Below are 13,188 nucleotides of genomic sequence, written 5' to 3'. Positions count from 1 at the left end.
AAGTCCTAATGTTTAATTATGCCTACCTACTTATCATCTTGAAATTGGCGATTTTCCAAGGTTGTATCATCAAGATTTGTTGCTGAGATGAAAATTCAGTACTGTCAGAGCGCTCTAATAAATCTACTGGATTTCCGAGATTCAATCCTAAATCACTTTGCAAAGATAACTCGGCTGTTTCTCCGTGAGATTCATAACATCGGAGAATTAACTGCTGTTGATCGTCTTCAGATGGCTTTAAGGCCATCAAGATTAAATTTTCAGCTGATAAATCTAGGAAACTTACTCCTTCAATAGTGTCGGTAGTGGTAGCGGAGGGTTGAGCCAGTGGCCAATTGAATATCACTTGCAACGGTATATTCAATTCATAACCACGCCGTACTGTATGGGCTGATTGCCAACTACCTGCATGAGGATACAAGGTATATTTGAACTCATGAAAACCTCGGTCAGCCTCTGAGTCTGGCCAATTAGAACTGCGTAGCAGTGTTAGGCGGAGTTGATTTGGTTTGCTGTCATAACCGTATTTACAATCATTGAGCAAACTGACACCATAACGATTTGGGATTGTGGTATTTGTCTGTGTGTTTTCTGCTGTTAAATCAGCCCAACGCAAAGCAGGAACTTCCCATTTTGCTTTCTCTGCGGGGGTTTGCGGTTTAGTTGGGCGGCGAATCGCGCCACAGGGAATTTCATAAGTAGCAAAGTCGGCTTCAATATTTAGAGGAAAAGCAGCTTTCACTAATACATGATTTTCTTGCCAATTGACAGTTGTAGCGATGTTCAGCAGAGGTAAACCAGCTTGCAGAATATAGTCTTGGCAAAATTCCGATTCGCCCAACTGACGCACCACGCGTACACGACTTTGCACTGGGCCTTGTTCTAACCACTGAATAGATTGAAGATTTGTTGAGGGTAAGGGATGTTGAGTATAATTGGGGTCTATATTCCAAGCATCCCAATATTGCCCACTGTCTTTAAAAGCTTGTAGTTGATTCCCCGCGCCACTTAAAACTTCTCTCTGATAAGTTTTGTCAAAAACACTTGATAAATCTCCGGTATCAGGATCTATAACAACTCGCAAGAATTCATTTTCTAAAATCCAGTCTGGGAGGAGTGGGGGAAATGAGGGAGAGACGCGATTAATCTCGTCTGTAGTGGGGAGTGAAGGGGAAAGCCAAAATATGCGGTAGCCTACGGGTGGAATTTTGGTGGCGAGAAATAGTAGGGTTGAGGATTCAGATAATTGGGATACAAGCTGGTTTCCAGAAGCATCGTAAATCTGCCATCCTTGAGTAGTTGTTGGAGTAGTTGTTGGTGGTGTAGGTAAGGCTACAGAGATTACTTCAGAACGTTGCCAATTGAGAGAATTGAAAACAAAAATAGGTAGACTATCGGGTTTTGGTGGTTCTGATAGGGTAATGTGAGATGCGATCGCTAAAAGTGATTCCTGTAATATTTTCGTTCCTACTTGTTCCACTTGCTGCCATTGAGGCAACGCATCTGTGTAAACTTGGGTAATTGAAGAACCAGGTAAAATATCGTGAAACTGTTGAAATAAAACTAATTTCCAAGCTGCTTCGATTTCTGCTTTAGGATATGTCAAACCACAGCTTACGGTTGCCAAAGTAGCAAATAGTTCAGCTTGATATAATAAATTTTCACAACGACGATTCCAACGTTTTTGATCTGCGTGGGTAGTGTAGCAACCGCGATGAAATTCTAAGTATAGTTCGTCATTCCAAGTAGGGAATGAGGAGGATGGGGAGGCAGGGGAAGAATCATAATTATTAACAGACGCGATGAATCGCGTCTCTACAACTTGCTGTAAATACTTTTCAGCCGTCGTGAATTCTAAGTCTGGGAAGAAAGGCGACTTTTGCCAGCGTTGGGCGGTTTCTAACATATCACGGGTGGGGCCGCCGCCGTGGTCGCCGACACCGGGAAGCCAGAGGGATTCTGATAAACCAGTTTGAGTTTGCCACTCAAGAGCATAAGTTGCCATTTTAACTGGGTCTATAGCTTCACCGATGGGTGCAGACATCAAACTAAAGACTTCGCTACCGTCAGGCGATCGCCACCAAAAAGCCCCATAATCAAATTTAGTAGTATCATTCCACCGCAACTTCTGCGTCACAAAATACTCAATTCCAGCATTAGCGAAAAACTGCGGTAAAGTGGCACAAAAACCAAAAGAATCTGGAACCCATTCTACAGTTGAGAACTTGCCAAATTTCTCTTGGATGTAGCGCTGACCATACAGTAGCTGACGGACTATTGATTCACCAGCAATTATGTTGAGTTCTGGTTCCACCCACATTCCGCCGACAACTTCCCAACGTCCGGCGACTACCTGTGCTTGAATTGCCCTGAATAAATCCGGGCGATGTTCTTCAATCCAAGCATAAAGTGCGGGACTTGAATGACAGAAAATTAACTCAGGAAAATCTGCTTGCAACTTCAAAACCGACTCAAAAGTATTTTGCGCCGCATTCCAAGTTTCACTTACAGGCCATAACCATGCTAAATCTAAGTGAGCATGACCCAACAGGAAAATTTTAGATTTTTGATCCCCCCAACCCCCCTTCAAAAGGGGGGCTAAGATGTCGGATTGAATTAGGTTTTGGCGTAGAGACAAAAACGACTTTACCAACCCTCCATTGTCTTCCTCCGTGTCCTCTGCGCCTCTGCGGTTCGTAACCTCCCCCACCATCGCCGCCAAAACATCCAACCTCTCCGGCGCAAATTTTTCCAAATAAAGTTGCACCACAGCTAACTCATCAGCCACAAAACCCGGATCGGGATTATTATCAACATAAGACTCATAAACTAGGAGCGATCGCACTAAAGCACCATCACAATGTCCCGGACTCACTAACCGCAAAGCCACAGTGAACTCTTCGCCTGGCGTCACCCCCTGACACAGAAGCACTCTCGGCGAACAATCAAATAAATCACCCTCCAGCACTAACTCGCCATTTACATAAATCTCAGCAGAATCCGCCCACCAAAGCAGCGCCAGCCGCAAAGACAACCCCGCCAAGGGATAACCGTGTAAATCTTGGGGAACCACCAATCTTTGCACTAGCCATAGCACTTTTTTCCCGCCCGTCCAAGCAATATGTTCTTTAGCATTCAACTGGGCAAGTTGCCAATGAGACAAATCAGCAGCTACAACATCAGTAATAACTAGGTCAGATTCCTGATACAGCCATGTAGACTGGATATTAACTTGACAAAAAGAGCGCAGTTGCTCAATTGCTTGTGAGATAAATTTGGTCTGGGATTGAGAGACAGTCGGGGTCATATATTCGCTAAGATGGGGTGTTGGTCGTTTTTATTGTTTGGCGCGAGTCTCACAACTTAACAAGACTTGAACTAAAAAATTACTACTATGTCTTCTGGTTCCTCTGGTCGTTATCAAAGCAGACTATTTAACTTTGTCCACCAGCAATCTCGGCGGGTGACACAACAGTGGGAACATACCTTTCGGCATTTGCAAGTCGCCACTAAGTGGGGTGTCGAGGTACTACTTTACCCAGTGTATCTACTGTTTCAGTCATCTGAATCATCTGGGAAAACGCTACATACTAAAGAACCACAAACTAGATTAAAGTTACAACCAAATGATACCGATTTCCAGCCTGAAACTCTACCCAATGCTGATAGTCCGATTCAAAATGTACTAGAGGCAGTCAAGTATCTGTCATCAGATGAACCCGCTTCCACTTCTACGAAAGCATCTAAACATTTCAATCCCTTGGCTTTATTGGGAGTTTTTCGGCTGAAATTGCTTGAAAAGAACTCTAATCTTACTCAATCATCAAATATTACGGCTAATCAAGCTATCAGTCTCAACCCTTCACAATTAGACAATGCCCTTCAACAGCGTTTTCCAATAGTGCGAGGAATTGCCACAAATTTGATGAATCGAAATTTAGTACTTGTTACTGCCGACAATGAAATTCTAGATATTTTAACACCTGAACAACAGGTAAAATTAGAAGACCGAATTATTAACGAAGTTGCTAATTACTGGCAGTATTGGCGTTTGATTGTAGCTAAAAAAGAAACGCAGCTATTACCACAAATTGACCGATTATTAGCAAAACTCACTGACGTAAACCCAGCTAAAATTCCAGTTTTAGCGGAGGGTATACCAAAAGATTTACTTAATACAGATAGATTATTAGCATTTCTAGATATAGCCATTGCTAAGTTGGAATCGAATGCTTTACTCCCAGTGCAAGAACGTAGCCAGGAAGTTATCCAAGTTGCCCAAACTCAGTTAAACATATTTCTTTATGGCAAAGAGCAATTAGCTGCCAAAGGAGAAATTGCGCCTAATGCTGATGGTTTAGAAACTCATTCACAGGATTTTCAGGCTTTGATTGAGGCGGCGCTTAATTACTTTTTTGGTGTTGGTAATAGAAAAACACTTGAGACAACAACCAGTAATGTGAGATTGCCAGGTAAACTATTTCCATCACGCCTTAGAAAAGCTTTGTCCAAAAGCCCTCTGATAGAGAATCAGGATTTAACAAACGATCCTTGGCTAACGTGGAATGATTTATTTGGTGACAGCGAAACCGTTGCTGAAAAGCCAGTTACACTTTCTGGGGGAATAAATCCTGCTTTAGCCCCAAGTTTATCAATAGGGCATTTTCCACAAAAGAATTTGAGTGTAAAACAACCTAAAGTCGGATCTGGTTTGGTACAAAGAAAACAACCAAGTCGTAATCTTACCTCAAGTCGAAAAACATCTGGAAAAGTCGCCTCTGTAAAACAAACTCAAACCCGCATTTCCCAAACTAAAAGTGAGAGTCGTAAAGGGGAAATTTTGCAACATCAGTTTCACCAAAGCAGTCAAGTTGAGGCGCAGCCAGACTGGATAGAAACCACAGCAACTTCAGCTGGCTATGAAAAGCACCCCTTAGAGCAACTTCTGGAATGGCTTGATTATGTTATGGTCTGGCTAGAAGAGAGATTTGTAAGAATTTTTCAGTCATTGCGGCAGCTATGGCAGGGGAAATAATACTAATTCGTAATTCGTAATACTTCTCTACGAGAGGCTGCACTTCTCTACGAGACGCTCCGCGAACGACTACGCTCTGTTACCACGCCAACGGCTACGCGGTAGTTGAGCGCAGTCGAAACTCAGTACAAGTTCGTAATTCGTAATGACGCTCTCTACGAGACGCTAAAAGCGTAGCTTGCTTCTCTGTAAGAGTACGAATACTCGCTACCGCTACGCTAACGTAATTTGTAATTAACACTCATCAGATTTCATCGGGGCTGACAATTTTTGAATTTAAGGATAATTTTGATTATCTATAATGTTATTGGTAGTTGCCTAAGTGAAAATTATTGTTTACTGTAAATACTTCAATTTCAAAAATCCATTAGATAAACCGAAAATTGAGACGTTTGTGGTAAATCTGCCTCAAATTCCGAAGATAGGTGAAACAATTGTAGTCGAAAGAATTTCACCCCAAAAGCAATTTGTGATTATCTTTGAATACATTGTGACAGCAGTGCAATTTAATGCATCTAGGGAATCGGTTGATGCAGCAGATGCCCAGGTAAACGCATTTTTAAACCACTGTTGGGAGGGAACATCAAATTTCAAAGTTACAAACTTTTTAGAACAATAATCTCTTTCCTTGACTTATAGTTTCCAGTCGATTGAGAGTTTTTTCGAGAATTTGGCGAACAGCGCGTAGGCATAGCCCGCACTTCTCTACGAGACGCTGCGCGAACGGCTGCGCTCAGTGACCATCGTAGACATCGCCAGCCGCAGTTACACCCTCTTTTACCCGCTTGATTGCTGCGGGACTCAAGGGTACTAAAGTTTCTGATTGTGTTTTACTTTCCTGCTGATGGCTAGATTTCGAGTCGGTATGAACTTCGGAAGTTACCCCATCAGCTAGGTCTTGCTGAACAGATTCGCTAGAAGAACTTTTGATAACACCCTCTTTGAATTCATGAACCGATCATAATTCTTGAGGTCAATATTATTAAACAACCCACGGTTAGAAGTTGTCTGTTGAATCAGACTGGTTTGATATATTAAATCACCCACCGCACCATCTGCTACGTTTGAGTAAAAAATCTTATGAAGAACTAGGCTGTGAGATAAAATTTTACATGCCACCTGCAAATTCTGTTATGGCACGAACAATAAACAATTTTAGTTTATCTAAATTTGGAAAAAATCAAACAGTATCTAAGTTTAGATTACTCCAAGAAATAATAAAAAATCCTACTCTATCCCGGAAACTGACAGAAGAGGGGTAATGGTTAGTGATTAATAGAACAAGCACTAACCATTAGACATCTGGTGAAATTAAATATGTGTTATTCAAAACCCTTGTAGAAATTTAATAGTGCTGCATCTCTACATTCTTTTTCATCAGATTCCTATTAACAATTGGCTTATTTGTATCACCATTCCTCAATAGACATCTCTAGAAACTAATTATCTGCCTTATCCAAAATCCTTAGTATGCAAAATTTATGTAGCTGGAGGCTTCCCCTAGCACTTTCTGGAAGCAAGCTACACGCAGCCTTTCCATTAATAGAAGGGTATTATGACTACGTAGTTTTCACTCCTATCTCTAATAGCGTCGGCGGATAATCTGGCGTTGTCCATAAGGCTGCCGTCGTTCGATAATCTGGCGTTGTCCATAAGGCTGCCGTCGTTCGATAATCTGGCGTTGTCCATAAGGCTGCCGTCGTTCGATAATCTGGTATCGTCTATAAGGCTGCCGTCGTTGGATTCTCTGGTATCGTCCGTAGGGCTGCCGTCGTCGGATTATCTGCCGTCGTCGGATTCTCTGGTATCGTCCTGACCGCCGTTGAGCAATCAAAAGCTCTCCGGTTTTATTTCCAACCAGGTTAGTATCTGGCGCAACGCTCTGTTCATTCAGAGTATTACTTAGAGAAATATCTTTCGCTTCAGCTAATGAGGGCGGAGACACAAAGGCAAATAGCAAAACTGCTATTGAGGATAGTTTCCTGAAACCTTCCATGTTTTTGCTTCTCTAGACTTTCGGTAATAACTTTATTAAAACACTTTAAAGTCTGAAAATTAGCGATCGCGCACTTTTCTAAACTTAATTTAGTATGAAATTTAATATTGCAATTTCACCCTTTTGTATAATTGCAATTTTTAAAAGTTTGTGTATATAAATAGTTGGTATTTAACAGGATGTATTCTTTTTACTACATAGATAAAGTATACAGTTATTAATTAAATAAGCAATATTTTTTCTTGTGAGATGGGTTTAAAAGCCTTGCTGGGTAAGGGAAATATCTTCCCGGATTTGGATTTTTTAAAACCTTAGCTCGGACTTATATCCACCCCACAAGATGTATCAAAACTGTATCAAATACAAACGATAACTGCTAAATATTCTTAGCGGAAGCTGTAAATAATAATCTGTCACTGGGTTTCTAGCTCCAAGTAACTATCTTGTTAATTGCTGCGTTTTTTCTATCTTCTGCCTCCTTTAAGGGTATCTTCTGCTACCTCCACCCACTACACCAATTTTGTGGCGATAGGAGAGTTCAGCACCAAACCAACCAGAAGCACTGGTTAGCGTACCGACAACAAGCGAGATTAACAGTCCCCAAGGTAAGATTCGGGATTCAGCGTCACCCAAACGTAGGAGAAAGTTGACGAGTGATAAAACTAGTATAGAAACGTTAAGTATTAGATGTGTCCAACCAGCGGTGCGCTTGCGGACGCGTTCAATTTTCACAAAGTCGCTAAGACCGATCGCAGATGCAAGGATGCCTCCACCTAATCCAAGTCCGATTAACCATAGCGAAGCCCTAGCCCAAAAGAAATCGCCAGTTAACCAATAACCAATGTCACTTCCCAAAGCAGCAGCTAAAAATGCTATGGGAAAGATCACACTCAAGGGGTGTAGGGGATGTCCGGCGATCGCAACTGTACTGGGTACACCAGTATCACGATACTCACTATCGTTACTTTCAATAACTGGTGGAATATTTGGAAAAGGTGTTGAACCTGTTTGTGTTGTTTCTGTAGTTTCCATTATTAGTATCCTGAATTTATGAACTTTACATTTTTCGGCTGAAGAAATTTTTTTAACATTAGCTTCAGCTTGTAGGATAGTTTGCCTACTTCTAGTTTTAGTGGGTTGACTTGACTAATTTTCTGCTGGAATTTAGCGCTACTTTTCCATCACCTGATCATCGAAAATTTGTTTTTCTAATCCAGGATTGTCTGAACATTATGTAAGTTAACTTTTAGTCCTAGTTTGAAAAGCGCATCTTTGAGTAAATCTAATAAACTAACAGCAGAGTTTTATCTATCTGGCGATGGAATATAGATTTAAATGTTATCTATCTAATTTCAAACTTCAATTTTCCCTTTGTACTATTTTTATCCTTTATTACCTCTGCACTTGGAGCGATTTGTTATAAAATTGACACAAACCCAATATTTCGGTTAAGTTCTTCTGACTGCTGGAATTTTTTTATACAATGCTCTCAGAACGTTTTACGGCAGCCCTTACCTACGCCACCCAACTACACGCTAACCAAGTTCGTAAAGGTTCAGGCATCCCTTATGTTGCCCATTTATTAGGTGTCACCAGTATTGCTTTAGAATACGGGGCAAATGAGGATGAAGCGATCGCAGCTCTCTTACACGATGCGATCGAAGACCAAGGTGGCGCTGCAACACGAGAAGAAATTCGTCGTCGCTTTGGTGACAATGTAACGGCAATTGTAGATGGTTGTACTGACGCTGATACAACTCCAAAACCCCCTTGGCGACAGCGTAAGGAGGCATACATTGCTCATATTGCTACTGCTTCCCCATCAGTTCTGCTTGTGTCATCAGCGGATAAACTTTACAACGCCCAGTCTATTCTCAAAGATTATCGCATTTTGGGCGAATCACTTTGGGAACGTTTTCATGGGCGTAAAGAAGGTACTCTTTGGTATTATCGGGCGCTTTTAGAGGCTTTTAAAAAGATTGAAAGCACTGTAATCATTGAGGAATTAGAACGGGTAATTTTGCAAATTGAGGTGTTAGCATCTAAATAAAAATTTTATTGATCCAGAAGCAGATAAAAAATTTATCAAACCTAGACAAATAGATTTTTTATAAACACGATATAGTCATGTTTCTCAGGAATAAATTTTGGCTTTTAGGTTCTCTCTCTAGATAAAAAATCTTTCTCTCGATAGATAGGTGTACTGACATTATTATGGCTGCTATGTTACCAATATGACGATAGTAAGACAAAACACTCTAAATCCAACTGTAAATCCTTCAGTAAGTCCTCCAGAAAACTTGGCAGAAAAGTATATGGAAGCAGAGCGTATGCGTGATGTTCTGCTTTTATTGCAAAACTTGATTAACAGTGAAGAAGCCACTGTAAAATTAATTTTGGATTGTCTTTATGATGTTGGTTCAGTTAATTTGATTAATCAAAAGCTTCGCCTGAAACCCTTAAACAGGGTGATGAAATTAATTGCCCGAATGTCTAAACCAGTTTTTAGAACCTTAGCTTTAAATTGGTTTAAAAAGAACTGTCCCCAACTGATTACTAATTGGCTACACACGCAAGTCTCTTTTGAAAATCCCCAAAAGACACCCGAACAAGTAGCTATTGAAGTTGTACAACTGGAACCATATTCCATACCACAAAGAGAAAGTCTGAGCCAAGAGATTAAAAATCTGCGCTCTCAGGTAAGATGGCTAGCTGGAATTTCAATAATTGCGATCGCTGTTTTAGTAGTAAGGGCCACTTGGTAAACTGAAACTGATGAATGATGAATTATGAATGATGAATATTATGCCTCTACCCAAACCAATATTGGAGGACATAGAAATACACTTGCTCTTGGAAGGTGTGTATCAATACTACGGTTATGACTTTCGCAATTATGCTCTTTCCTCGCTCAAGCGCCGTATTCAGGGCTTTATGCAATTAGAAGGTGTAGCAAATGTTTCTGCATTGCAAGAGCGTTTACTCCACAACCGCGCCTATTTAGAAAGATTTTTGCTGGCTCTGACGGTGAATGTAACATCAATGTTTCGCGATCCCAGCTTTTATAACACCTTCAGAAATCAGGTTATTCCTTTCTTACAAACCTATCCATTTATTCGCATCTGGCACGCTGGATGTTCAACTGGTGAAGAAGTATATTCAATGGCAATTTTATTGCAAGAAGAAGGACTTTATCACCGTTGTCGCATATATGCCACTGATACGAACGAGAAGGTATTACAAAATGCCAAAAGTGGGATTTTCTCGCTAAAAATGATGCAGGAATATACTCACCTTTATCTGAAAGCAGGTGGCAAGAAATCTTTCTCAGAATATTATACAGCAGCTTATGACAATGCTATTTTCCGCTCATCTCTAAGAGAAAATATTGTTTTTGCCCAGCATAATTTAGCAACTGATAGTTCTTTTAATGAGTTTAATGTGATTCTTTGTCGTAATGTCCTCATATATTTTAATCAGGTACTTCAGAAGCGAGTACACGAACTTTTTTATAATAGCCTTTGCACCTTTGGCATTTTGGGTTTAGGAAAACAAGAATCTATCAGATTTACCTCTTACGAGCCGTACTATGAAGAGTTAATCAAGGGTGAGAAAATATATAGAAAAATAGCAGGTGCCTGAAGAGAATGCTTTGAATGGGTAATTAAATTATGAATTATGAATTATCCTAAAATAACTAATAGCCAATACCTCGAAAATTATGAAGAAAATTGCGCTCCTTGTCAAAAGACAGTCTGTCAAACATTTTTTATTGTGTTCAGAAGATAGATTTAGCGAGCGTTTAAGGTAAATTACACATTAAAGTATTAAAGGAGATTGTCGATGCAACTTCTCGAATGTCCTCCTGTTGCAGTCATTGCTGGAGAAAATGCGGTTCATGTTTCTCAACTACCTTCTATATGGCAAGACATTGCTAGAGGAGCCACGAGTGTCGGACTTTCCCAACCCCAAAGCTATGTTGAGATGGCGCAATTGTTCCTGTATAAATTAGAACGTGGTGATGTTGACTTATTTAGCGATCGCCCCCAACTAGCTCACCTAATACCATCATTTTCTCAGTTATTTGCACAACTGGCATGGGAAACCTTAGAGTTTTTTGGACAAGACTTTCTCAAACACAACTATCCGAACTTTGCAGAAATTCTCCGCGATGTGGAGTCCAAAGGAATCGATTACGCTGATGAAATAAAAGTGGCTCGTATTGGCATAGATTTGTTCAATGAATTTGGTTATGAACTACCTGCTAGCTTTTATCACGTGCATTTAGCACCAATTTACCGCGATCATGTTTTTGAAGAACGTGCTTTGCGATTCGATCAGCGCGATATCGAACACAAACGTGCTTGGGATGCCATACTCCATGCAGGTAAGGTATTTGCTATTCAAATGAAGGTGCAAAGTATTGCTTCTAAATATGGTTTTACTTATCAGCATGGCTGTGGTTGCAACTCTCATCTATCTTCCATTGATGTATCTCGTGGGGCGTTTGAATATGAATTGAGTCCCGACAAGCGTCAGCGATGGATTCGCAGTTTCATCTGGACTGCTTGGTATGAGTATGCCTTTTTTGCGATCGTACCTAATACGAGTTATTTGGTTTAACAAGAAAGAATTCAGGAGTCAGGAGCCAGAATTCAGAATTGAATTGTGTCTCGTTCCCAGTCGGAGACTGGGAATGCCGTTCTAGAGGCTCCGCCTCCCTTGCTGGCGGCAGAGCGCCAAGAGCAGCATTTCCAGCCCAGAGGCTGGAAACGAGATTTGCAAAGGCTTTCAGCTTAAGTTGACACCAATGCAAGTCAGCGTACCCTTGCAGCGAATAAAGCAAGCTATACAGAGCGTCTTGTAGTGAACATCTTGATTTTTATACCATTTCTTTGTGAGGCTGCGCCAAATTTTTTTTCTTCTTTGTGTCCAACTCTTACGAGACGCTGCGCGTAGCTTGCTTCTCCGTAGGAGTATGCGCCCTTTGCGGTTCGTTCCTCATATAGTTTGGCGCATCTTCATACAGAATTGGTATTACCGGAGCCGCAGACACTCCACCTCCACTCCTGAATTCTCCTTCAAGAAATCGGTTCAAAAACCATTTGCGGAATCAACACTTCATCTTGTAATTGTCCAACACCTAAAAAGCGAGTCTCTTCTTCATAAACTCGCACTATCCCAGTAATATCAGAGTTTAGAGAAACTCGCTGACCTTGGCACCATTTTTGAGCAGATGTTGCTGGTAAAGTCACAGACAACAAATGTTGTAAGGCTGCATCAGGGGCGAGAGGTTGAAATGTCCCGCCTTGCAATTTAGCTTCTAAGTCGGTAAAAGTGAGACTATCTGTTAAATCGAAACCACTGCTTTGGGTACGGATCAAAGCCGCCAAAGTACCACCAGTTTCTAAGATTGCACCTAAGTCACGAGCGATCGCTCTAATATATGTACCAGATCCACAGGCGATCGCCACATCCAATTCGGGAAAATCTCCTTCTCTCCAATCCAAAATATCTATCTGAAAAATTTCCACTGTCCGCACTGGGACTTCCACCATTTTTCCTTGGCGGGCTAAGTCGTAGAGACGTTTCCCATCCACTTGAATTGCACTATAATTCGGTGGGATTTGCTCAATCTTGCCTTCAAATTGTGTTAGTGCAGTTTTCACCTCTGCTAAACTCAATCCAGCACAAGCTTGAGAACTAATGATTTCACCTTGTAAATCATCGGTTGTAGTCCGCACACCCAGACGAATCGTAGCCTTATAAGCTTTGTTTTCTGGCAGATATTGCAATAATCTTGTGGCTTTACCAAGTGCGATCGGTAAAACCCCTGTTGCTGCTGGATCTAAGGTTCCCGCATGTCCTACACGTTTGAGGCGCAACAATTTTCGCACCCGCGCTACGCAGTCGTGGGAAGTCCAGTCAAATGGTTTGTTTAAGTTGAGAAAACCTTGAAATAACACAAAATCAATACTTACAGCTTTTAAACTCTATTAAATACTTATTTAATGCTCAAAACATTAATATTTAGCAATCAAAGTTTATCGAAACAGAATTCAGGAGTCAGAATTCAGGAGTCAGAATTAATTCTGACTGAAAAAGCGGATAATAAGTCGTAGAGAGCGTCTTGATTCTGAATTTTGAATTCTTCTTC

The 13,188-nt window shown here is 40.9% G+C and carries 11 protein-coding genes; 7 read left to right on the top strand and 4 right to left on the bottom strand.

All coding sequences use genetic code 11. The annotated features are described in order from the left end of the window. Nucleotides 1–22 precede the first annotated feature (22 nt). Entirely contained in the window at nt 23–3,307 is a 3,285-nt protein-coding gene (locus QUD05_RS02775; protein ID WP_289794759.1) for an alpha-mannosidase, read from the bottom strand. A gap of 87 nt (nt 3,308–3,394) precedes the next feature. Here QUD05_RS02775 and QUD05_RS02770 point away from each other — a divergent pair, with 87 nt between their 5' ends. Together QUD05_RS02770 and QUD05_RS02765 are read left to right on the top strand one after the other, a co-directional pair. Then, entirely contained in the window at nt 3,395–5,035 is a 1,641-nt protein-coding gene (locus QUD05_RS02770) for a hypothetical protein (RefSeq protein ID WP_289794758.1), read from the top strand. Between the two features lie 322 nt (nt 5,036–5,357). After that, nucleotides 5,358–5,654: a hypothetical protein gene (locus QUD05_RS02765; RefSeq protein ID WP_289794757.1), complete on the top strand. Its 297-nt coding sequence runs from the start codon at nt 5,358–5,360 to the stop codon at nt 5,652–5,654. Between the two features lie 963 nt (nt 5,655–6,617). On the opposite strand, the gene QUD05_RS02760 is transcribed toward QUD05_RS02765, so the two are convergent. Next, nucleotides 6,618–7,031 (bottom strand): hypothetical protein, encoded by a 414-nt coding sequence (locus QUD05_RS02760; RefSeq protein ID WP_289794756.1) that lies wholly within the window; start codon nt 7,029–7,031, stop codon nt 6,618–6,620. A 480-nt stretch (nt 7,032–7,511) separates the two neighbouring features. After that, nucleotides 7,512–8,063, bottom strand: coding sequence for a DUF2231 domain-containing protein (locus QUD05_RS02755; protein WP_289794755.1), 552 nt, complete (start codon nt 8,061–8,063; stop codon nt 7,512–7,514). Between the two features lie 451 nt (nt 8,064–8,514). Here QUD05_RS02755 and QUD05_RS02750 point away from each other — a divergent pair, with 451 nt between their 5' ends. The 5 genes from QUD05_RS02750 (at nt 8,515) to QUD05_RS02730 (ending at nt 11,831) form a co-directional block, all read left to right on the top strand. Further along, nucleotides 8,515–9,081, top strand: coding sequence for an HD domain-containing protein (locus QUD05_RS02750; RefSeq protein ID WP_289794754.1), 567 nt, complete (start codon nt 8,515–8,517; stop codon nt 9,079–9,081). 184 nt (nt 9,082–9,265) lie between these two features. Continuing rightward, the gene (locus QUD05_RS02745) at nt 9,266–9,796 is read left to right on the top strand and encodes a hypothetical protein (RefSeq protein WP_289794753.1); all 531 of its coding nucleotides are present in this window, start codon (nt 9,266–9,268) and stop codon (nt 9,794–9,796) included. A gap of 40 nt (nt 9,797–9,836) precedes the next feature. Continuing rightward, nucleotides 9,837–10,673, top strand: coding sequence for a CheR family methyltransferase (locus QUD05_RS02740; RefSeq protein ID WP_289799862.1), 837 nt, complete (start codon nt 9,837–9,839; stop codon nt 10,671–10,673). 201 nt (nt 10,674–10,874) lie between these two features. Continuing rightward, nucleotides 10,875–11,654, top strand: a complete 780-nt coding sequence (locus tag QUD05_RS02735) for a hypothetical protein (protein ID WP_289794752.1) — start codon at nt 10,875–10,877, stop codon at nt 11,652–11,654. A gap of 45 nt (nt 11,655–11,699) precedes the next feature. Then, nucleotides 11,700–11,831 carry a hypothetical protein gene (locus QUD05_RS02730; protein WP_289794751.1) on the top strand — a complete coding sequence of 44 codons (132 nt, stop codon included), beginning with the start codon at nt 11,700–11,702 and terminating at the stop codon, nt 11,829–11,831. Nucleotides 11,832–12,112: 281 nt separating this feature from the next. Here QUD05_RS02730 and truB read toward each other — a convergent pair whose 3' ends face one another. Further along, the gene (truB, locus tag QUD05_RS02725; RefSeq protein ID WP_289794750.1) at nt 12,113–12,997 is read right to left on the bottom strand and encodes a tRNA pseudouridine(55) synthase TruB; all 885 of its coding nucleotides are present in this window, start codon (nt 12,995–12,997) and stop codon (nt 12,113–12,115) included. Nucleotides 12,998–13,188 lie beyond the last annotated feature (191 nt).

This window comes from Nostoc sp. GT001 (assembly GCF_030382115.1).
GTDB lineage: Bacteria > Cyanobacteriota > Cyanobacteriia > Cyanobacteriales > Nostocaceae > Nostoc.
Note: the sequence above shows the minus strand (reverse complement) of the source record. Positions and strands in the feature narration are given on the sequence as shown.

Coding starts and splice junctions, on each gene's coding strand:
- QUD05_RS02775 (WP_289794759.1), bottom strand. CDS start 3,307: ATGACCCCGACTGTCTCTCAATCCCAGACCAAATTTATCTCACAAGCA.
- QUD05_RS02770 (WP_289794758.1), top strand. CDS start 3,395: ATGTCTTCTGGTTCCTCTGGTCGTTATCAAAGCAGACTATTTAACTTT.
- QUD05_RS02760 (WP_289794756.1), bottom strand. CDS start 7,031: ATGGAAGGTTTCAGGAAACTATCCTCAATAGCAGTTTTGCTATTTGCC.
- QUD05_RS02755 (WP_289794755.1), bottom strand. CDS start 8,063: ATGGAAACTACAGAAACAACACAAACAGGTTCAACACCTTTTCCAAAT.
- QUD05_RS02750 (WP_289794754.1), top strand. CDS start 8,515: ATGCTCTCAGAACGTTTTACGGCAGCCCTTACCTACGCCACCCAACTA.
- QUD05_RS02745 (WP_289794753.1), top strand. CDS start 9,266: ATGACGATAGTAAGACAAAACACTCTAAATCCAACTGTAAATCCTTCA.
- QUD05_RS02740 (WP_289799862.1), top strand. CDS start 9,837: ATGCCTCTACCCAAACCAATATTGGAGGACATAGAAATACACTTGCTC.
- QUD05_RS02735 (WP_289794752.1), top strand. CDS start 10,875: ATGCAACTTCTCGAATGTCCTCCTGTTGCAGTCATTGCTGGAGAAAAT.